The organism is Streptomyces olivochromogenes (assembly GCF_001514115.1).
In the GTDB taxonomy this organism is placed as follows: Bacteria; Actinomycetota; Actinomycetes; order Streptomycetales; family Streptomycetaceae; genus Streptomyces; species Streptomyces olivochromogenes.
Window position 1 is genome coordinate 305,853 of record NZ_KQ948460.1, and the last position, 19,695, is coordinate 325,547.

Annotated in this window: 16 protein-coding genes; 9 read left to right on the plus strand and 7 right to left on the minus strand. The window is 69.6% G+C overall.

Going from position 1 to position 19,695, the window contains the following annotated elements:
* Window positions 1-36: 36 nt before the first annotated feature.
* From AQJ27_RS27220 to AQJ27_RS27235, 4 genes are read left to right on the plus strand one after another with little or no spacing between them, the layout of a single operon-like run.
* Window positions 37-681, plus strand: coding sequence for a hypothetical protein (locus AQJ27_RS27220; protein ID WP_067374210.1), 645 nt, complete (start codon window positions 37-39; stop codon window positions 679-681).
* 10 nt (window positions 682-691) lie between these two features.
* Window positions 692-1,531 carry a peptidoglycan-binding protein gene (locus AQJ27_RS27225; protein WP_067374213.1) on the plus strand — a complete coding sequence of 280 codons (840 nt, stop codon included), beginning with the start codon at window positions 692-694 and terminating at the stop codon, window positions 1,529-1,531.
* A 50-nt stretch (window positions 1,532-1,581) separates the two neighbouring features.
* Entirely contained in the window at window positions 1,582-1,818 is a 237-nt protein-coding gene (locus AQJ27_RS27230; protein WP_067374216.1) for a putative antibiotic biosynthesis monooxygenase, read from the plus strand.
* Window positions 1,805-2,059, plus strand: a complete 255-nt coding sequence (locus tag AQJ27_RS27235; RefSeq protein ID WP_067374219.1) for a hypothetical protein — start codon at window positions 1,805-1,807, stop codon at window positions 2,057-2,059. Before AQJ27_RS27230 ends, AQJ27_RS27235 begins: the two co-directional genes overlap by 14 nt.
* Window positions 2,060-2,169: 110 nt before the next feature.
* On the opposite strand, the gene AQJ27_RS27240 is transcribed toward AQJ27_RS27235, so the two are convergent.
* Window positions 2,170-3,297 (minus strand): sugar ABC transporter substrate-binding protein, encoded by a 1,128-nt coding sequence (locus AQJ27_RS27240; protein ID WP_235613621.1) that lies wholly within the window; start codon window positions 3,295-3,297, stop codon window positions 2,170-2,172.
* 275 nt (window positions 3,298-3,572) lie between these two features.
* On the opposite strand from AQJ27_RS27240, the gene AQJ27_RS27245 reads away from it, so the two are divergent.
* Window positions 3,573-5,303 (plus strand): PA14 domain-containing protein, encoded by a 1,731-nt coding sequence (locus AQJ27_RS27245; protein WP_067374225.1) that lies wholly within the window; start codon window positions 3,573-3,575, stop codon window positions 5,301-5,303.
* Window positions 5,304-5,366: 63 nt separating this feature from the next.
* Here the strand turns inward: AQJ27_RS27245 and AQJ27_RS27250 are convergent, their stop codons facing one another.
* From AQJ27_RS27250 to AQJ27_RS27270, 5 genes are all read right to left on the minus strand, one after another.
* Window positions 5,367-5,813, minus strand: a complete 447-nt coding sequence (locus tag AQJ27_RS27250) for a heat shock protein transcriptional repressor HspR (protein ID WP_054231331.1) — start codon at window positions 5,811-5,813, stop codon at window positions 5,367-5,369.
* A gap of 4 nt (window positions 5,814-5,817) precedes the next feature.
* Entirely contained in the window at window positions 5,818-7,002 is a 1,185-nt protein-coding gene (dnaJ, locus tag AQJ27_RS27255; RefSeq protein ID WP_054231330.1) for a molecular chaperone DnaJ, read from the minus strand.
* A 33-nt stretch (window positions 7,003-7,035) separates the two neighbouring features.
* Window positions 7,036-7,704, minus strand: a complete 669-nt coding sequence (gene grpE, locus AQJ27_RS27260; protein ID WP_067374228.1) for a nucleotide exchange factor GrpE — start codon at window positions 7,702-7,704, stop codon at window positions 7,036-7,038.
* Entirely contained in the window at window positions 7,701-9,551 is a 1,851-nt protein-coding gene (gene dnaK / locus AQJ27_RS27265) for a molecular chaperone DnaK (RefSeq protein ID WP_067374231.1), read from the minus strand. The genes grpE and dnaK overlap by 4 nt, the downstream gene beginning before the upstream one ends.
* A 95-nt stretch (window positions 9,552-9,646) precedes the next feature.
* Window positions 9,647-10,714: an MraY family glycosyltransferase gene (locus tag AQJ27_RS27270; protein WP_067374234.1), complete on the minus strand. Its 1,068-nt coding sequence runs from the start codon at window positions 10,712-10,714 to the stop codon at window positions 9,647-9,649.
* 279 nt (window positions 10,715-10,993) lie between these two features.
* Between AQJ27_RS27270 and AQJ27_RS27275 the strand changes: the two genes are divergently transcribed.
* A complete protein-coding gene (locus AQJ27_RS27275; RefSeq protein ID WP_067374237.1) occupies window positions 10,994-13,261 on the plus strand; it encodes a (Fe-S)-binding protein in 2,268 nt (755 codons plus the stop codon).
* Between the two features lie 141 nt (window positions 13,262-13,402).
* Here AQJ27_RS27275 and AQJ27_RS27280 read toward each other — a convergent pair whose 3' ends face one another.
* A complete protein-coding gene (locus AQJ27_RS27280) occupies window positions 13,403-15,034 on the minus strand; it encodes a subtype B tannase (RefSeq protein WP_067374240.1) in 1,632 nt (543 codons plus the stop codon).
* A gap of 315 nt (window positions 15,035-15,349) precedes the next feature.
* Here AQJ27_RS27280 and AQJ27_RS27285 point away from each other — a divergent pair, with 315 nt between their 5' ends.
* From AQJ27_RS27285 to AQJ27_RS27295, 3 genes are all read left to right on the plus strand, one after another.
* A complete protein-coding gene (locus tag AQJ27_RS27285; RefSeq protein WP_067374243.1) occupies window positions 15,350-16,663 on the plus strand; it encodes an FG-GAP repeat domain-containing protein in 1,314 nt (437 codons plus the stop codon).
* A 225-nt stretch (window positions 16,664-16,888) separates the two neighbouring features.
* A complete protein-coding gene (locus tag AQJ27_RS27290; protein ID WP_235613620.1) occupies window positions 16,889-18,415 on the plus strand; it encodes an FG-GAP and VCBS repeat-containing protein in 1,527 nt (508 codons plus the stop codon).
* A gap of 110 nt (window positions 18,416-18,525) precedes the next feature.
* The gene (locus AQJ27_RS27295) at window positions 18,526-19,554 is read left to right on the plus strand and encodes a Yip1 family protein (RefSeq protein WP_079065280.1); all 1,029 of its coding nucleotides are present in this window, start codon (window positions 18,526-18,528) and stop codon (window positions 19,552-19,554) included.
* Window positions 19,555-19,695: the final 141 nt, after the last annotated feature.

Sequence of the window (19,695 nt, forward strand, 5' to 3'; positions counted from 1 at the left end):
TCGTCCCCCCTACGTGAGATCCGGAAGGAAGCCCTCATGGCCCTGCTCACCCCGCTCGGCAGCCTGCCCTACCCGCAGCCGGCCGACGCCGCGAACATCCCCGTGCACATGCAGTCCCTCGCCGAGGCCGTCGACGGACGCACCGTGCTGCGTTTCGCCGACGCCGCCACGCGCGACACGAAGGTGACCGCCCCGGTAGCGGGCATGCTGTGCTGGCTCAGCACACCGAAGCAGTACTGGTTCTACACCGGCAGCGTCTGGACACAGCTGGCACCCGGCCCGGTCCACAAGGCCAACTCAACCGCAGGCACGACGACTGCGGCGTCGTACGTGGAGTCGCTCACCGGTTCCACCGGTGATCCGACCGCCGTGACCTTCACCGCCCCGGCCTCCGGCGCGGTGCTCGTCGCGCTGGGCGCGCGCCTGAGCAGCAGCGCCACCGGCACGTCCTGCTTCATGTCGGCGAACGTCCGGCAGGGCACCACCGTCGTGCTGGCCGCCGCCGACGCCCGTTCGGCGATCTCCACCGGAACCGACCAGTGCTCCGTGAGCACCCAGTTCCAGGTCACCGGGCTCACCCCGAACGGCGTGTACACGGCAACCGCCGCCTACAAGTCGTCGGCCACCACCGCCACCGCGACCGGCGCCTACCGCTTCGTGACCGTCACCCCAGTCAACTGAGGACTCCACCATGGCCACACCCCTGACCGCCGACGCCCTCGCCCGCGCCCTGCGCGACGAGGGCGTCGTCCTTTCCGAGAGCGGCGACTGGCGTACCCACAACCGCAACAGCCGAGGCGCCTGGGGCCCGGTCCACGGCGTCATGCTCCACCACACGGCCGGCACCGACAGCCGGCGCCTGTGCCGCGAGGGCACCGCGGACCTGCCGGGCCCGCTCTGCATCGGCCTGATCACCAAGGACGGCACCGTCCACCTGGTCGGCTACGGCCGCACCAACCACGCCGGTTCGGGCTCGACCGCGGTCCTGGAGGCCGTACGGGCCGAACGGGCCGCACTGCCCGCCCCCGGACCGGACGCCGTGGACGGCAACGCCCGCTTCTACGGCTTCGAGATCGAGAACCTGGGCAACGGGCGGGACCCCTACCCGGCCGCCCAACTCGCCGCCGTGGAAAGGCTTTCCGCCGCGATCTGCCGCGCCCACGACTGGTCCGCGTCCAGCGTGATCGCACACAAGGAGTGGATGCGCCGCAAGATCGACCCGTCGTTCTCGATGTCCGGGATCCGGCAACGGGTGGCGGCCCGGCTCGGCTCCCGCCCGGTCTCCTACGAACCCTTCCCCGGCGCCGCGTTCTTCGCGCTCGGCCGCCGCAGCCCGCTGATCACGGCCGTCGGCGAGCGACTGGTCGCGGAGGGATGCGGGCGCTACTCGACCGGCCCCGGCCCGGTGTGGACGCAGGCCGACGTCCTGTCGTACGCGGCCTGGCAGCGGGGGCTCGGCTACGTCGGCAAGGACGCCGACGGCACCCCGGGCCGCACCAGCTGGGACAAGCTGCGCGTCCCGCGCGCATAGGGGGCCGGACGTACCCGACAAGCCCTGGAGCACCCGAAAGGAGCCCGGAGATGAGCGACGCCGGCCGCAGAACCCTGCGTACGACACTCCAGACCCTGTTCGCCCTGATCACCGTCCTGCCGCTGGTCGCCGACGACCCGCTGATCCGGGACGTACCCGCGCTCACGGCCGTGGTGGGCGGCGCCGCGCTGCTCAGCCGGGTGATGGCGATGCCCGCGGTGGACCGGCTGCTGCCGGGGTGGCTGCGCGGGCCCTCCCACGGAGAAACCGCCGATGCCGACGACTGAGGCCGAGAGCGTCGCCCTGGAACTGGAGCGGCTGCGCCGCTCGGTCGACGTCGGGTTCGCCACCACCCGCGGCGACCTCGCCCTCCTCCTGCAACGCGCGGACCAGACCGACAAGACCCTCGACGAGCACGAGTCCCGCATCGACGCCCTGGAACGCACCCGCTGGCCCCTGCCCTCCCTCGCGGCCGCCATCTCGTGCACGGCGCTGGCGCTGACGATCTGGCAGTCGATGGGGCGCTGACCCCTGATCCGCCGAACGCGCGGGAACCCCTCGCCCAGGGCTCCCGCGCGTTCGTCAGGGAAATTCGTCAGTGCAGGACGTCGGTGCAGGTCGTCAGTGCAGGAACACGACTACTTGAGGCCGATCGCCGTGCAGTCCGCCTTGGTCGAGGCCGTGCAGATCTGCTTGACGGTGTAGATGCCGTCCTGGATCACCGTCTCCTTGATGTTCGCCTTGGTCAGGGCGACCACGGGCATCAGCTGGGAGGGGATCTTCTTGTTCGTGGGGCTGTCAACCTTGTCGCGGGTGAGCGCGTCGAACTCGATGCCACGCCCCTGGACCTTCGCCACGGCCATCTCGGCAGCCGCGGTGGCCTCATCCGGGTAGGACTTGTAGACGCTCATGTACTGCTCGCCCCGGACGATCCGCTGCACCGCGTCCAGCTCGGCGTCCTGGCCGGTGACCGGCGGCACCTTGCTGACGCCCATGGTCTTCAGGGCGTCGATGGCGGCGCCCGCGAGACCGTCGTTGGCGGAGTAGACACCGGCGATGTTGCTGAGGCCGATGGCCGAGATGGCCTTCTCCATGTTGGCCTTGCCGACGACCGGGTCCCAGTCCTTGGTGTCGTACGTCTTGGAGATGACGACCTTGCCGTTGAGCTCACCCAGGGCGCCCGCCTTGAACTGCGCCGCGTTCGGGTCGGTGGGCGAACCGTTCATCATGACGATCTTCTTCGTGGAGGCGTTGGTGCCCAGCGCCTCCAGGAGGGCCTTGCCCTGCACCTGGCCGACGAGCTCGTTGTCGAAGGAGATGTACGCGTCGATCGGGCCCTGCGCCAGACGGTCGTAGGCGATGACCGGGATGCCCGCGTCCTTGGCCTTCTGCACGTCGCTCGCGATGGCCTTGGAGTCCACCGCGTCGACGAGGATCACGTCGACCTTGTCGCTCACCATCTGCTGGAACTGCTGGCTCTGCTTGGACGCGCTCTGCTCCGCGTTGGCGGCTTCGACCTTGCCCTTGCCGTTGGTGAGCTTGGCGACCTGCTGCTCGATGATCGGGTGGTCGAACTTCTCGTAACGGGTGTTGGCCTTCTCAGGGAGGAGCAGACCAACCGTGATGTCGTCACCCTTGGTCGGGCTCGCCTTGGTGTTGCTGCCGCCGATCCCGTCCACGACACCGCAGGCGGCGAGGGAGACGGTCATCGCGGAGCAAGCCAGGGCTATGGCGGTACGACGAAGCCGGGTGTTACGAGTGTTCACATCAGGTGCCTTCCGGGCGAGGTAGCTGCTTTGCGACCCAGGTGGCTGAAAGCCAACGCGGCGATCACCTCAGCGTCAAGGAGTAACCACTTAACGAGATGGCAACAGCATTCTGTGTTCCCCAAGTGAACACGATGGGAAGGGGGTGCGCCGCCACTTCCACAGAACCCCTCTGATTGACTTGCGTCACTCGCTTTCCGGCGGCATACAACCCTCCTCCACGTCCGGGAGTCTCGAAGGTGGCCGCACACATCGCAGCATGAAACAGGGGACGGATGAGACCAGTTGGGCGGAGCGGACCGGCGCTCGCCGCGACGCTGACGATCGCCACCACCGGGGGCCTGCTCGCCGTCTCGGGGGCGCCCGCCTCCGCCGCGAGCAGCTGCGCATCACCGGTGTACAAGCGGCAGTTCTACGCGAACACCACCTTCTCCGGCACACCGAAGAAAACGGACTGCGACGCCGCGGTCAGCGAGAACTGGGGCACGAAGGCCCCCGCCTCCGGCCTCCCCAAGGACAACTTCGGCGTCCGCTGGACCGTGACGAGGGACTTCGGTTCGGGAGGCCCCTTCGCCCTCCCCGTCACCGCCCAGGACGGCATCCGCGTCTACCTCGACGGCACCCGCAAGGTCGACCTCTGGAAAAACGTGTCGTCAACGGTCAAAAAGACCGTCAACCTCACGATCCCCTCCGGAAAGCACACCCTGCGCGTCGACTACGCCAACTGGACCGGCGCCGCCAACGTCTCCTTCGCCTACACCCCCCGCGCCACCGCCACCGTCGACAAGGTCAAGCCCTTCACGCCGAGCGGGACTTCCGTCTCGTACGACACCGCGGGCGGCAACGCCAAGCTGACCTGGGCGAAGAACAAGGAGATGGACCTCGCGGGCTACCGGATCTTCCGTCGGCTCAAGGGCAGCACCACCTGGACGAAACCGGCCACGACGACCGCTACCTCGTACACCGACACGACCGTGCCCGCGACCGGCGACACCTACTACTACGAGGTCCGCGCCTACGACAAAGCGGGCAACGAGTCGGCGGGCAGCGCGGACCAGGCGGTGACCACCGTCGACCGGACGGCGCTCGCCGCGCCCGCCGGGCTGATCGCCACCTCGATGTCCAGCGGGCTGCAGCTCGACTGGAACGGGGTCACGGGAGCGGTGTCCTACCGCCTCTACCGGGCGACGAGCGAGAACGGCGTGTACACCCGGGTGGGCAGTACGGACGGGCTCTCGTACCTGGACACCTCGGCCGTCGAGAGCGTCACCTACTACTACCGGGTGACCGTTCTCGACGCGGCGGGCAACGAGTCCGCGCGTTCCGTGGCCGCCGTCGGCGAGCGCGAGGACCTCACCCCGCCGCCCGCCGTCACCGGGCTGACGGTCACCCCGACCGAGTACGGCTTCGAGCTGGAGTGGGACAAGAACCCGGCCACCGACCTCGGGCGGTACACCGTCTACTGGGGTGAGCTCCTGGGCGACGAGGGCGAGGAGCAGGTGTGCTCCGGAACGCTGACCACGTATCTGCCGGCCGACACCACCTCGTACTCGTACACCACCCGCCCGGACGGCGACCGCGTCTGCTTCTTCGTCGACGCCATCGACACGTCCTGGAACTCCTCCTTCAAGTGGACCCGGACGGCCGAGGCCGTGGCCGCGACCGAACTCGACACCACGCCGAGCGTGCCGACGCCCGAGGGCTCGCCGCTCCACCTGGAGGCGACTTCGGCGGAGGGCGACGAGGGCAACCGCCTGACCTGGTCCGGGCTCGGAGCGGGCGAAGAGGGGTCCGCCGAGCCCGCGCAGGGCTTTCGCATCTATCGGTGGAACCCCGCCACCGCCGCGTACGAGAAGATCCACGAGACCTCGGCCGGAGCGTTCGAGTACGTCGACACCGGCGCGAAGCGCGGCACCACGTCCTACTACTGGGTGACCGGTGTGAGGGCCGACGGCACCGAGACCCTGCCCGCCGGCGACTGGGCGGTCACCGAACCGGCGCGGTGAGTCGAGGAATGCCGAAGGGGGTGGGGAGGTCGACGACCTCCCCACCCCCTTCGTACGTGGGAGCTAGTCCGACTGCCTCTTCGGCCGCCAGACCACCAGCGCGCTCGTCTGCTGGACCTCCTGGTACGGGACCAGGTCGCGGCGGTACGAGGCGTGCACCGCGGCCTCGCGCTGCTGCATCGCGGCAGCGGCGCCGTCCAGGGCCGATTCCAGTTCCGCGACGCGGGACTGGAGGGCGGCCACCTGGTTCTCCAGCTCGATGATGCGCTTGATGCCGGCCAGGTTGATGCCCTCGTCCTGGGACAACGCCTGCACCGTGCGGAGCAGTTCGATGTCGCGGGCCGAGTAGCGCCGGCCCCGGCCGGCGGTGCGGTCCGGGGAGACCAGGCCGAGGCGGTCGTACTGGCGCAGGGTCTGCGGGTGCAGGCCGGAGAGCTGGGCCGCCACCGAGATGACGTAGACCGGCGTCTCCTCGGTCAGTTCATAGGGGTTTCGACGACGGCCGTCCATCTGCTCATGCTCCCTTCGCGGCCTGGAACAGCTCCGCCCGCGGGTCCTCGCCCGCGGTTGCCTCGCGATACGCCTCCAGGGCGTCGCGAGCCTTGCCCGACACGTCCGTGGGGACCGCGACCTCGACGGTGACGAGGAGGTCGCCGCGCGTACCGTCCTTGCGGACGGCACCCTTGCCGCGGGCCCGCATCGTACGGCCGTTGGGTGTGCCCGGGGGCAGTTTCAGGGTGACCGGGGGGCCGCCCAGGGTCGGTACGCGCACCTCGCCGCCGAGTGCCGCCTCCGCGAAGGTGACGGGCACGGTGACGGTGAGGTTGTCGCCCTTGCGGCCGAAGACCGGGTGGGCGTCCACGTGGACCGTGACGTACAGGTCACCCGCCGGGCCGCCCCGTTCGCCGGGTGCGCCCTTGCCCCGGAGGCGGATGCGCTGACTGTCGCTCACCCCCGCCGGGATGCGGACCTGCATCGTGCGCGAGGACTTGGCGCGACCGCTGCCGTGGCAGATCTCGCAGGGGTTCTCCGCGATGAGACCGCGGCCCTTGCAGTCCGGGCAGGGGTCCGTGAGCGAGAAGCCGCCACCGGACCCGCGCGCGACCTGGCCGGTGCCGACGCACGTCGGGCACACACGCGGTGTGCCGTTCGCGTCGCCGGTGCCCGAACAGGCCTTGCAGGGCGCCTGGGACGTCATCCGCAGCGGGACCGTCGCGCCGTCCACCGCCTCGGTGAAGCTGAGCGTCACCTCGGTGTCGATGTCCTGGCCGCGCCGGGGCTGGGTCCGCGTACCCGTGCCCGCGCCACCGCGGTTGAACAGGCCCCCGAAGACGTCTCCGATGCCGCCGCCGAAGCCACCGGCACCGCCCGCTCCGCCCTGGGCGCCGCCTCCGAAGAGGTCGCCCAGGTCGAAGTTGAAGTTGCCGCCGCCCGCGCCGGGACCCGGACGGAAGCCGCCGTTGCCGAAGAGGGCGCGTGCCTCGTCGTACTCCTTGCGCTTCTTGGGGTCTCCGAGCACGTCGTTCGCCTCGGAGATCTCCTTGAAGCGCTCCTCGGCCTTGGCGTTGCCCTTGTTGGCGTCCGGGTGGAACTCGCGGGCGAGCTTCCGGTACGCCTTCTTGATCTCTGCCTCGGTGGCGTCCTTGGGGACGCCGAGGACCTTGTAGAAGTCCTTCTCGATGAAGTCCTTGGTGCTCATCCTCGACGCCCCTCCTCTCTCATGCGTTCAACGTCAGCCCTCGTCCGGGCCACCGCTCTCCTTGTCGTCGGCCGCCTCGGCGGAATCCTGGGAGTCCGCCTTGCCGGTCTGCGCCCCGGGCTGGGGTTCGGCGACCGCCACCCGCGCGGGGCGGATGGTGCGCTCGCCGATGCGATACCCCGGCTGCAGAATCGCCACGCACGTCGTCTCCGTGACGTCCGGCGCGTACGAGTGCATCAGGGCCTCGTGGATCATCGGGTCGAAGGGCTCGCCCTCCTTGCCGAACTGCTGAAGGCCCATCTTCGCCGCGACGGTCTCCAGCGACTCGGCCACCGACTTGAAGCCGCCGACCAGTTCGCCGTGGTCCCGCGCGCGGGCGATGTTGTCGAGCACCGGCAGGAGTTCGGTCAGGAGGTTCGCGATGGCGATCTCCTTGACCGCGATCCGGTCGCGCTCGACCCGGCGGCGGTAGTTCTGGTACTCGGCCTGGAGCCGCTGGAGGTCCATCGTGCGCTCGCCGAGCGCCGTACGGACCTGGTCCAGCTGTGCGGTCAGACCGGCCAGTTGTGCTGCTGATGCGTCCCCGGCCGGGGCCGCCGCCTCCTCCGTGGAGGGGGTGGCGGCCTGCGGCTCGGCGTCGTCAGGGGTGGCGCCGGAAGGGACGTCAGGCTTCTCGTCGAAGCCCGGGGTCTCCTCCGTCACGCGGCACCGTCCTTGCGGTCCTCGTCGACGATCTCGGCGTCGACGACGTCGTCATCGGCCTTGGCCTGCTCGGCGCCGGGGGCACCTTCGGCGCCACCGGCGGCCTGCGCGGCCTGGGCGTCGGCGTACATGGCCTGGCCGAGCTTCTGCGAGACCGCGGCGACCTTCTCCGTGGCGGTGCGGATCTCGGCGGTGTCCTCGCCCTTGAGCTTCTCCTTCAGCTCGGCGATGGAGGCCTCGACCTCGGTCTTGACGTCACCCGGGACCTTGTCCTCGTTGTCCTTGAGGAACTTCTCGGTCTGGTAGACGAGCTGCTCGCCCTGGTTGCGGGTCTCGGCGGCCTCGCGGCGCTTGTGGTCCTCGTCCGCGTACTGCTCGGCCTCCTGGCGCATCCGGTCGACCTCGTCCTTCGGCAGCGAGGAGCCGCCGGTGACGGTCATCTTCTGCTCCTTGCCCGTGCCCAGGTCCTTCGCGGTCACGTGCATGATGCCGTTGGCGTCGATGTCGAAGGCGACCTCGATCTGCGGGACACCACGCGGGGCCGGCGGCAGACCGGTCAGCTCGAACATCCCGAGCTTCTTGTTGTACGCCGCGATCTCGCGCTCGCCCTGGTAGACCTGGATCTGGACGGAGGGCTGGTTGTCCTCGGCGGTGGTGAAGATCTCGGACCGCTTGGTCGGGATCGTCGTGTTCCGCTCGATGAGCTTCGTCATGATGCCGCCCTTGGTCTCGATGCCGAGGGACAGCGGGGTGACGTCGAGGAGCAGGACGTCCTTGACCTCACCCTTGAGGACACCGGCCTGCAGGGCGGCGCCGATGGCGACGACCTCGTCCGGGTTGACGCCCTTGTTGGCGTCCTGGCCGCCGGTCAGCTCCTTGACGAGCTCGGCGACGGCGGGCATGCGGGTGGAGCCACCGACGAGAACGACGTGGTCGATCTCGGAGAGGTTGATGCCCGCGTCCTTGATGACGTTGTGGAACGGCGTCTTGCAGCGCTCCAGAAGGTCCGCGGTGAGCTGCTGGAACTGGGCGCGCGTGAGCTTCTCGTCCAGGTGCAGCGGGCCCTCGGCGGAGGCCGTGATGTAGGGCAGGTTGATCGAGGTCTCGGTGGACGAGGACAGCTCGATCTTCGCCTTCTCGGCGGCTTCGCGCAGACGCTGGAGCGCCATCTTGTCCTTGGCGAGGTCCACGCCGTGACCGGAGCGGAACTGCTGCACCAGGTAGTCGACGACACGCTGGTCCCAGTCGTCACCACCGAGGTGGTTGTCGCCGTTGGTGGCCTTCACCTCGACGACGCCGTCGCCGATCTCCAGGAGGGACACGTCGAAGGTGCCGCCACCGAGGTCGAAGACGAGGATCGTCTGGTCGTCCTTGTCCAGGCCGTACGCGAGGGCGGCGGCCGTGGGCTCGTTCACGATGCGCAGGACGTTCAGGCCCGCGATCTCGCCGGCCTCCTTCGTCGCCTGGCGCTCGGAGTCGTTGAAGTAGGCCGGGACGGTGATGACCGCGTCCGTGACCTTCTCGCCCAGGTAGGCCTCGGCGTCGCGCTTCAGCTTCTGCAGGATGAAGGCGCTCATCTGCTGCGGGTTGAAGTTCTTCCCGTCGAGCTCGATCTTCCAGTCCGTGCCCATGTGACGCTTCACGGAGCGGATGGTCCGGTCCACGTTCGTGACCGCCTGGCGCTTGGCGACCTCGCCGACGAGCACCTCGCCGTTCTTGGCGAAGGCGACGACGGACGGCGTGGTCCTGGCGCCCTCTGCGTTGGTGATGACGGTGGGCTCGCCGCCTTCAAGAACGCTGACGACGGAGTTAGTCGTGCCCAGGTCGATGCCGACCGCACGTGCCATTTCAATTCCTCCAGCAATGACTTGAGTGGAACGGACTCAAGTGTGCACCACACTCATTGCTGGGTCAACAGACATGAGTCACAGGGGCTCAAGTCTTATCTCTTGCTTACACGCAGGTGTGCTTGTACGCGTGGCTCGACCTGCGGATTCACGGTCGGCCGACTCCCGTGCTCGGGTACCTGCCGTCCCCCGTAAGTGGGGATCCGAAGCAGTGCGAGTACGGCGGCACACGCGCAGCCCGCCACCCACAACGCCGCCGACGCGCTCACCCATCCCATGTCGATCAGCATCCCGACGAGTGCACCCGCGAAGCCGGTGACCCCCACGACGACCGCGGCGCCCTGGGGTGTGACACCGAGGCGCCGCAGCCGGTGGACCAGGTGATCGGGGGCGCCGCGCAGCAGCGGACGCCCGGCCCGCCGCCGCGACACCAGCACCAGTACGGCGTCGACGGTCGCCACGGCCGTCAGCGCGAACCCGGCGCCCACGCTCGATCCGGCCGCCCGCCCGGCGTGCACCAGGACCGCCGCCGAGGTCAGCACGAACCCGACGAACAGCCCGCCGCAGCGCCCCGGCACGATCCGGGCCGGGGGCCAGTTGTGCATCAGGAACCCGGTCAGCGCGGCGGCCAGCACGCTCAGCAGCGCCGCGAGCCCGTCCATGACCTCGGCGGCCGCGCACCCGCTCAGCGCGAAGGCGGTCACCACCGCGACCGTCCCCATCACTCCGTCGGCATGGTCGAGCGAGGTGAAGGCATGGGTGGCGAGGGCGATCCAGCCGACGGCCACCACCCCGACCACCGGGCCGAGTTCGTCGTACGGCACGGTCAGCGCGGCGGCGCCGGTCACGACGGCCGCCTGGAGCGGAACCCGCACAAGAGCCGGCGGGGCCCACAGGTCGGCGACGAGTCCGAGGGCACCGACCCCGATCCCGGCGGCCAGCAGCCGCCCGGCCGCCGGCCCCAGTGGCGCCACGTCCGTCCAGTCCCCGACGCCGGCGACGAACGCCGTGACCGCCACCACCGCGACCCCGCCGAGCAGCGGCACCACGCGCGCCCGCCGCCGTTCGACCACGCCGAGGCGCAGGGCGAGGAGCCGCAGCAGGGCGGCGAGCACGGCGGCGAGGAGCAGGGCAGAGATGGCGGCGGCGATTCCGTACAGCACGCCGCCAATTTAGTGTTAAATGTCGCAAATACGCCGCAGATAACACGATCGGGTTTACGTGTCGGCCGGAGACCTCGGCAGTTGTCGCCGGTGACGTGCGCGACTGCCGGTCGGTGACTTCGGCGACTCAGGTGGACCTCAGCGACGCAGATCACCGCACCGCTGGCTACAGTGCGGCGGAAGATATGGGTAGTCTCAGACGGACTGCATAAGTTACCGCTTAGTAATCGGCTGAAGGTCGGCCTTCAGCTCCCCCTCGCAGGCCCGAGGAGCCCCCGAATGCAACTCGCCGCGATCATTGTGTCGCTGGTACTCGCCGTGGTCGGCGTGGCGCTGTTCTCCCGCGCCATCGCGCAGATCTACCGGTTCGTACGGCTCGGCCAGGACGTCCCCGCGGGCACCCGCACCGACGACTGGACCGCGCGCACCGTCACGGTGGTCCGGGAGTTCCTCGGCCACACCCGGATGAACCGGTGGGGGGTGGTCGGCGTCGCGCACTGGTTCGTGGCGGTCGGCTTCTTCTCCCTCGTCGCCACCCTGGTGAACGCCTTCGGGCAGCTCTTCCAGGCCGACTGGACGCTGCCCGTCATCGGGCACTGGCTGCCGTACGAGATCTTCGTCGAGTTCATCGGCCTGATGACGACCCTCGGCATCCTCACGCTCATCGTGATCCGCCAGCTGTCCCGTCCCGACCGGCCGGGCCGCAAGTCCCGCTTCGCCGGGTCCAACGCCGGCCAGGCCTACTTCGTCGAGTCGGTCATCCTCATCATCGGCCTCGCGATCATGACCCTGCGCGGCCTGGAGGGTGCCCTCGCCGACGTGCACGGCTACGAGGCCGCGTACTTCGCCTCGTACCCGATCGTCGCCGCCTTCAAGGGGACGAGCGTCGGCACGCTCCAGAACCTGATCTACCTCACCGCGATGATCAAGATCGGGACGTCCTTCATCTGGATGATCACGGTCTCCCTCAAGACGGACATGGGTGTCGCCTGGCACCGCTTCCTCGCCTTCCCGAACATCTGGTTCAAGCGGAACGCGAAGGGCGGGACCGCCCTCGGCGCGCTGCTGCCGATGACGAGTGACGGCAAGGCCATCGACTTCACCGACCCGGGCGAGGACGACGTCTTCGGCGTCAGCCAGGTCGAGCAGTTCTCCTGGAAGGGCCTGCTGGACTTCTCCACGTGCACCGAGTGCGGCCGCTGCCAGTCGCAGTGCCCCGCCTGGAACACGGGCAAGCCGCTCTCCCCCAAGCTCCTCATCATGTCGCTGCGCGACCACGCGCACGCCAAGGCGCCCTACCTGCTCGCGGGCGGCGGCAAGAACATGGAGGGCGAGGAGAAGGCGTCGGCGGAGCAGCTGGCCGACGTGCCCGCCGCCGCGCTCGCCGAGGCCGAGCGCCCCCTGATCGGCACGTTCGAGGAGAACGGCGTCATCGACCCCGACGTGCTGTGGTCCTGCACCACGTGCGGCGCGTGCGTCGAGCAGTGCCCGGTCGACATCGAGCACATCGACCACATCGTCGACATGCGCCGCTACCAGGTGATGATCGAGAGCGCGTTCCCGTCCGAGGCGGGCACGATGCTCAAGAACCTGGAGAAGAAGGGCAACCCCTGGGGTCTGGCCAAGAAGCAGCGCCTCGAGTGGACGAAGGAAGTCGACTTCGAGATCCCGGTCGTCGGACGCGACATCGAGGACCTGTCCGAGGTCGAGTACCTCTACTGGGTCGGCTGCGCCGGCGCCCTGGAGGACCGCGCCAAGAAGACCACGAAGGCCTTCGCGGAGCTTCTCCACATGGCGGGCGTCAAGTTCGCCATCATGGGCGGCGACGAGAAGTGCACCGGTGACTCCGCGCGCCGTCTCGGCAACGAGCCCCTGTTCCAGGAACTCGGCATGGAGAACGTCGCCGCGCTGAACATGGCCTTCGGCGAGGATGACGAGGACGAGTCGACGAAGAAGCCGAAGTCGGCGAAGAAGATCGTCGCGACCTGCCCGCACTGCCTCAACACCATCGGCAACGAGTACCCGCAGCTCGGCGGCGACTACGAGGTCATCCACCACACCCAGCTGCTCCAGCACCTCATCGACGAGGGCAAGCTGCTGCCGGTCACCCCGGTGGACGGCCTCATCACCTACCACGACCCCTGCTACCTGGGCCGCCACAACAAGATCTACACGCCGCCGCGCGAGATCATGTCGGCGGTCCCGGGCCTGCGTCAGCAGGAGATGCACCGCCACAAGGAACGCGGCTTCTGCTGCGGTGCCGGTGGTGCGCGGATGTGGATGGAGGAGCGGATCGGCAAGCGCATCAACAACGAGCGCGTCGACGAGGCCCTTTCGCTGAACCCGGACATCGTGTCCACGGCCTGCCCGTTCTGCCTCGTGATGTTGACCGACTCGGTCAACGGCAAGAAGAACGACGGCCAGGCCAAGGAGTCCGTCCAGGTCGTGGACGTGGCCCAGCTCCTTCTCGACTCCGTCAGGACGCCGGTCGACCCGGCGGGGGCGGCGGAGGCGGAGAGCGAGCCCGAGCCTGAGCCGGTGAAGTAACCGACGCGATCATCCGGACGCCGGTGGGCCGAGCTTCTCGCCCACCGGCGTCCGCGTTTTCTCGAAGGGGGCTTGGGACAGCGCGACGCCGAGCCCGGTGATGTGCGGGCTCGGCGTCGGGCTCGGGTGACGTCCTGGGGGCTACTTCGCGGAGCGCCGCCGCTTCGAGTCACCCGTCACCTTCGCGATCCACGTGAGGAAGTCACCCGGGTCGACGTTCGAGCCGTGGCCCTCGTCCCAGTAGTAGAGGTGATTGACGTCGTCACCCAGGTTGTCCAGCGCCGCAGCAAGGTTGGCGGAGACCGTCAGCGAGGTGTCGGAGTCCTTCATACCGAGGCGGATCCACCAGTGCCTCGACCGGCCGGGGTTCTCCTCCCCGATGTGATGCATCGGGTTCATCAGGTCGAGCTTCTCGGCGATGTCGCTCGCGACCCGCTTGGTGCTGAGGCCGGTGGTGTCGTTCTTCGCGCCGTACGCCGTGAAGTGCCGCGCCTCGGTGGTGCCGACGCCGAACTCGTTGTTCTCGCCCGCGGACAGGTCGAACGCGTCGAAGGCCGGAGTCGTCTTCTTCCGCGCGCCGACGTGGGTGAGGAAGTCGGCCCAGGTGAAGGTCGCCTTGCCGCCGGACCACGTGATGAACGTGTTCGCGGCCAGGTACGTCGCACGGTCGGCCTCCGACAGCGCCGCCAGGTACTTCGTGGCGGACGGCTGGAGGTAGGTCTCCACCATGTAGTCGTCGTAGTTGCGGGCCGTGAGCGGGCCGAAGCCGTCCAGGCCCCGCAGCCTGAGGGAAGCCTGGTACTCCGCGAACTGGGCCCGCAGCGCCTTCGACACCGTCTGGTCGACGACCTTGCCGGTGCTCGCCGTGACGTTGGTGCCCCAGTTGAACTCGTACGCGCCGTCGGCGTGCTCGAGGTCGGTGATGGGGCACCAGGCGCCGGTGGCGAAGATCGCGTCGGACGCGTCGGCGGCGCCGAGCTCCTTGAGGTACTTGTCGTAGATCGGGCTGTCGCCGGACGCGCCGAGCAGGGAGGACAGGGCGCCCCCCGCGCTCGTACCGGTGGAGACGATCCGGTCGGTGTTGCCCGGGATGACGCCCTTGTTGGCGCGGACGTAGCGGACCGCGGCCTTCAGGTCGACGATGGCGGCCGGGGCGGTGCCGTAGTACGTGCCGGCGGAGTCGGTGAGGGTCCGGCCGCGCGCGCCGGGCTCCACGACGACGTAACCCGCCGCCAGGCCCAGCTTCCCGAGGTTGACCATCCCGCCCTGGGCGTTCACCATCGCGTTGCCGCCGGACTGCACCTCGCCCGTGCCGGCGCTGCTGGCGGCCGAGGGGCTGGGGGACGTGCTGGGGGAGGCACTGGCGGCCGCACCGCCCGTGGGCATGCCGCCGGTCATCTCGGCGCCGCCCACGCCGGTGGCGTCCGCCACGGACGACGGCAGGTAGCCGCCCACCGAGTTGGCGAGGACGATCGGAGCGCTCGTCGCGTCCACGGCCTTGCCGTCGATCTTGACGGGGACGCTGACGTTCAGGCTCTGGTACTTCGCGTCCACCGGACTGGCGACGTAGGTGATGGCCTTCCAGAAGTGGTACACCACCGTGTGGTCGGTGCCGTCGGCGTCCGTGATGGTCGTCGTCAGCTCGGTGTAGGCGTCCTTGTCGAAGACCAGGGAATCCGACGCACCCGAGGACTTCGCGCTCGTGCCCGACGCGTTCGCGCTCAAGGCGAAGCCACCGGCTGCGGCGACTCCGGCGGTCGCGCCGATACCCATCACGACGGTCCTGCGCTTCACTGCCCTGTGCTTCACGGAAAGCCTTCTCCCTGTTCACGGCGGCCATAAGGCGGCCGAAACGGCTGGTCAGGGGCTCTCGGGCCATTCTTCGCGCCGGGTGCCGCCCCCGTTTGTCCGGTCCTTGCGAACGTAAATTGAGCCGCTCAATATTGTCAACAATTCTGTAAAACTCATCGCTGACGCACAGCCCTTTCCGAGGTGGCGTCCCCGCTCCGACAGCCGCTCCGATTCCGCTTCCGTCGAATCCGGCGCATCATGTCGAGGTTGTTGTCCGTGGGACGGATGAGGTGAACGGTGGGCGGGCGAAAAGCCGGTGTACGGGCCGGAGCGGCGATCGGCTGCGTACTGCTGCTCGGGGGATGCGGCGGCGCCGGGAACAGCGGTTCCGCACGACACGAACCCGTGACCGTCGCCAAGGCCCCCGCCCAACTTCCCGTCCCCCGCGGCAAGGGCGGCAAGTCCGCCGACGACTTCAACGGCGACGGCCTTCGCGACCTGGTCCTCAACGACCTGGTCAAGAGCCCCGACGACGCCCACGGCGACGACGCGGGCATCGGGATCGTCTACGGAGCCGGGACCGGAGCCGCACATGGACTCGCGCCCGGCGCACGGCAGTTGCTGAACCCCGCGCGCCAAGCGGCCCGCACGAAGGGCCAGTCGCCCGCCGTCTTCGACGCGGAGGCGAGCTGCGACCTGGACAGGGACGGCTTCACCGATCTCGTCGTGTCGACGGACCCGCCGTACGACGGCCAGGGCCGGCCCCCCGTCCCCCTCCAGATCCTCTTCGGCTCCCCGGCCGGCCTCTCCGGCAGGGCGGTCGCGCTGGTCATACCGGCGGCGGCCCGCGCCGGCAACGACTGGCCCGACCAGCCCGTGTGCGGCGACTTCGACGGCGACGGCGCCGAGGACCTGGTCGTGCACGCCTCGGACGGCCGACTCAGCTATCTGCGCGGCCCGTTCACCAGGAAGGGCGCCCCGCGCGCGGCGGGCAAGCCCCTCCCCTCACCCGGCACCGTGCCCACCGGCCCCGCCCTCGACGTGAACCGCGACGGCTACGACGACCTTCTGGTCCGTACGGCGGAAGGCCCCGCCACGTCCGCGCTCGTCCTCGGCGGCCCGGCCGGCCCCACTCGCACCGGCACCGCCCTGCCGAGCGGCATCGACGTCGCCCTCGGCCGCTTCGGCAGGGGCCGCGCCCTCGACGCGGCGGTCGGCTCGATGGACGGAACGTATCTGCGCTACGACCTCCCCGCCGCCGTACGCGACAGCATCAGCACCCCCGGTTCGGTGCTGGACGCCGGGGACTTCGACGGGGACGGCGTGAGCGAACTCGTCTCCAGCGGGGCGGAGTTGCGCATCCTGCGGGGCCGTACGACCGGACTGTCCGCGGCGGGGATGGTGACCGTACCGCCACCGGCCCGGGGCACCACCCGGGTCCTGACCGTCGCCGACTTCACGGGGGACGGACGGGCGGACCTGGTCGTGCGGACGTACGACGGGGAGACGAAGGACACGGTCGCGGTGTACGCGGGCAACAAGGAGACGCTGGTGACGGCGAAGCCGACGGTCACGTTCTCCACGTCCGAGTTCCTGGGAATGGACTCCTGAACCACGAGTCGCCACCGGTGGTCACCAGCCACCAACAGCGGCACTCGCCTCAGGCATCACAGGAATTAATCAAACTCACGTACAACCCTTGCCCCCCTTTCAAGGTCTTCTGTTCGCCGACCAGCCTCCGAACCCCGGGACAACTCCCGGTGAACGCGGGCGGTCCGCACCCCATTGACTGGGAATGCCCGCCAGGCGTCCCCGCATGCCGCAGGAGACCCCCGCATGCACAAGCAGTACCGGCAGTACCCGCAGCACCGTACGCACGCCAAGACGCACGTCATGCGACTCGCCCTCGCGACGGCCACCGCGGCCGCGCTGACGGGCGGTCTGCTCACCTTCTCCGCCGCGACGGCGACCGCCGCGGACTCCACGAAGGTCCCGCAGGCCGACTTCAACGGCGACGGAATCGGCGACGTCGCCTTCTCCGCTGCCGACGCCTACGTGAGCGGCCACAAGGCCGCCGGCCAGCTCGTCGTCCTCTACGGCACCCACAGCGGCGTGTCCGGCGCCAAGCGCTCCACGCTCAGCCAGAACACCGCCGGTGTCCCCGGCACCGCCGAGGCCGGGGACATCTTCGGCTCCGACACGGCGTACGCGGACTTCAACGGCGACGGTTACGACGACCTCGCCGTGGCCTCCGCGCACGAGAAGTTCGGCAACGACACCGACGCCGGTGGCCTCGCCGTCCTCTGGGGCTCCCCGAGCGGCCTCACCGGCAAGGGTGTGGCCATCGCCGACCCGGCCGGCTCCTCGCACGACTACTGGGGCAAGACCATCGCCGCGGGCGACTTCGACGGCGACGGCAAGGCCGACCTGGCCGTCGGCAACTCCTCCAGCACGATCTACGTCTATCGGGGCGGCATCACCTCCACCGGCGCGGCCGGCCTCGCCCGTACCACGATCAAGCCCCCGATCCAGTCCGGCGGCACCGCCCTCGGCCCGATGAACCTCACCGCCGGCGACATCAACGGCGACGGCCGCACCGACCTGGTGGTCGACGGCTTCGAGACCAAGACCGACTACGGCTGGAACACGAACTACTACGTGCCCGGCACGGCGAGCGGCCTGAGCGTCTCCGCCGCGAAGGCCCTCAAGGCCGGCATCATCACGGCCATCGGCGACATCAACGGTGACGGCTTCGGCGACATCGTCAGCGGCGCGTCCTGGGACAACACCAAGCTCAGCGACGGCACGACCCCTCCGGACTCCGCGCTCGGCGGGAAGGTGAACATCACCTACGGCTCCGCGTCCGGCCCCGCCTCCACCACCGGAATCACCCAGAACACCGGCAGCGTGCCCGGCAGCTCCGAGAAGGCCGACAACTTCGGCTACGAGCTGGACCTCGGCGACATCAACGGCGACGGCTACCAGGACCTGGTCGTCAGCGCCGCGTACGAGGACCTGAGCGGCGCCGCGGACACCGGCATGGTCACCGTCCTGTACGGCTCCGCGCACGGCGTCAACACCTCCTCGGGCATCCAGGCCTTCGCGCAGAGCACTCCGGGCGTCCCCGGCAACGACGAGAAGGGCGACCTCTTCGGCCTGGACACGAAGCTCGACGACGTCAACGGCGACGGCAAGGCCGACCTCCTCGTGGGCTCCTACGAGAACGCCGGCGACGGCACGGTCACCTACCTGCCCTCCAGCGGTACGAAGATCACCACGACCGGCTCCCGCGCCATCTGGCCGGCCGACGCGGGCGTCTCGACGACGGGCACACCGGCGTTCGGCGCCAACTTCGCGGACTGAGTTCCAGCTGTCCTTCAGCCGGGCCCGCACCCACGGGCCCGGCTTCCGCCCTCCCGCGGAACCCGGGGCCGTGCCCCCGTAAGGGACACCCGGGCCCCTCCCCTTAGGGGATGTCACAGCTCGGACCCAAACCCCCCTCCGATGGCCCGCACCCCGCACGTCACGGTGCGGGACCAGGTACGTTCGATTACGTGGCTGGATTCAGGATCGGACGCGGCCGGGACGACCGAGCCCCGCAAGCGCGACCGCAACAACACCGACCGTCGTACGGACAGCAGGCTCCGCAGGGAGGCCAGCAGCCGTACGGCTACCCGCCCGCGCCCTCTCAGCAGCAGCCGTACGGGGGTCAGCAGTACGGCGGCGGACAGCAGTACGGCGGCGGACAGCAGGGCGGACAGCCCGGCTGGCCCCAGGCGAACGGCGGCGGCGCCGGCGGCCACGGCGAGCCGGAGTACTTCGGCGACGGTCACCCGCAGCAGGGCCCTGACCCGTACGCGGCGAACAGCCCCGGTCACACCCAGGCCTTCTCGGTCGGCGACGACCCCTACACCCAGGGCGGGACCTACCGCGCCGGCCAGGCGGCGGCCCCGCCGGTCGGCCCCCGTCTGCACTGGAAGGACCTGCTGAGGGGCATCGTCACGGCCCCCAACCAGACCTTCCTGCAGATGCGCGACTACACGATGTGGGCCCCGGCCCTGATCGTGACGTTCCTCTACGGCCTGCTGGCCGTCTTCGGCTTCGACGGCGCCCGCGAGGACGCCATTAACGCCACCCTCTCCAACGCCGTCCCGATCGTCCTGACGACGGCCGTGGCGATCGTCATCAGCACGTTCATCCTGGGCGTGGTCACCCACACCCTGGCCCGCCAGCTCGGCGGCGACGGGGCATGGCAGCCCACGGTCGGCCTCTCCATGCTGATCATGTCCATCACGGACACCCCGCGCCTGATCGTCGCCATGTTCTTCGGCGGCAACGCGTCCTTCGTGCAGCTCCTCGGCTGGGCGACCTGGGTCGCGGCGGGCGCCCTGCTGACCCTCATGGTCAGCAAGTCCCACGACCTCCCGTGGCCGAAGGCGCTGGCCGCGTCGGCGATCCAGCTGATCGCGATCCTGTCGATCATCAAGCTGGGCACGTTCTAGCGAGGACGCGCGGTACGCCGCGTACGGTCGAATACGCAGTCGAATACGCATGACAAGGCCCCCGGCAGTGCACCACTGCCGGGGGCCTTCTGCGTCCCTTGTGGGGCCTTCTCCCCCATCCCCTGCGGGGCCGAGCCGCCG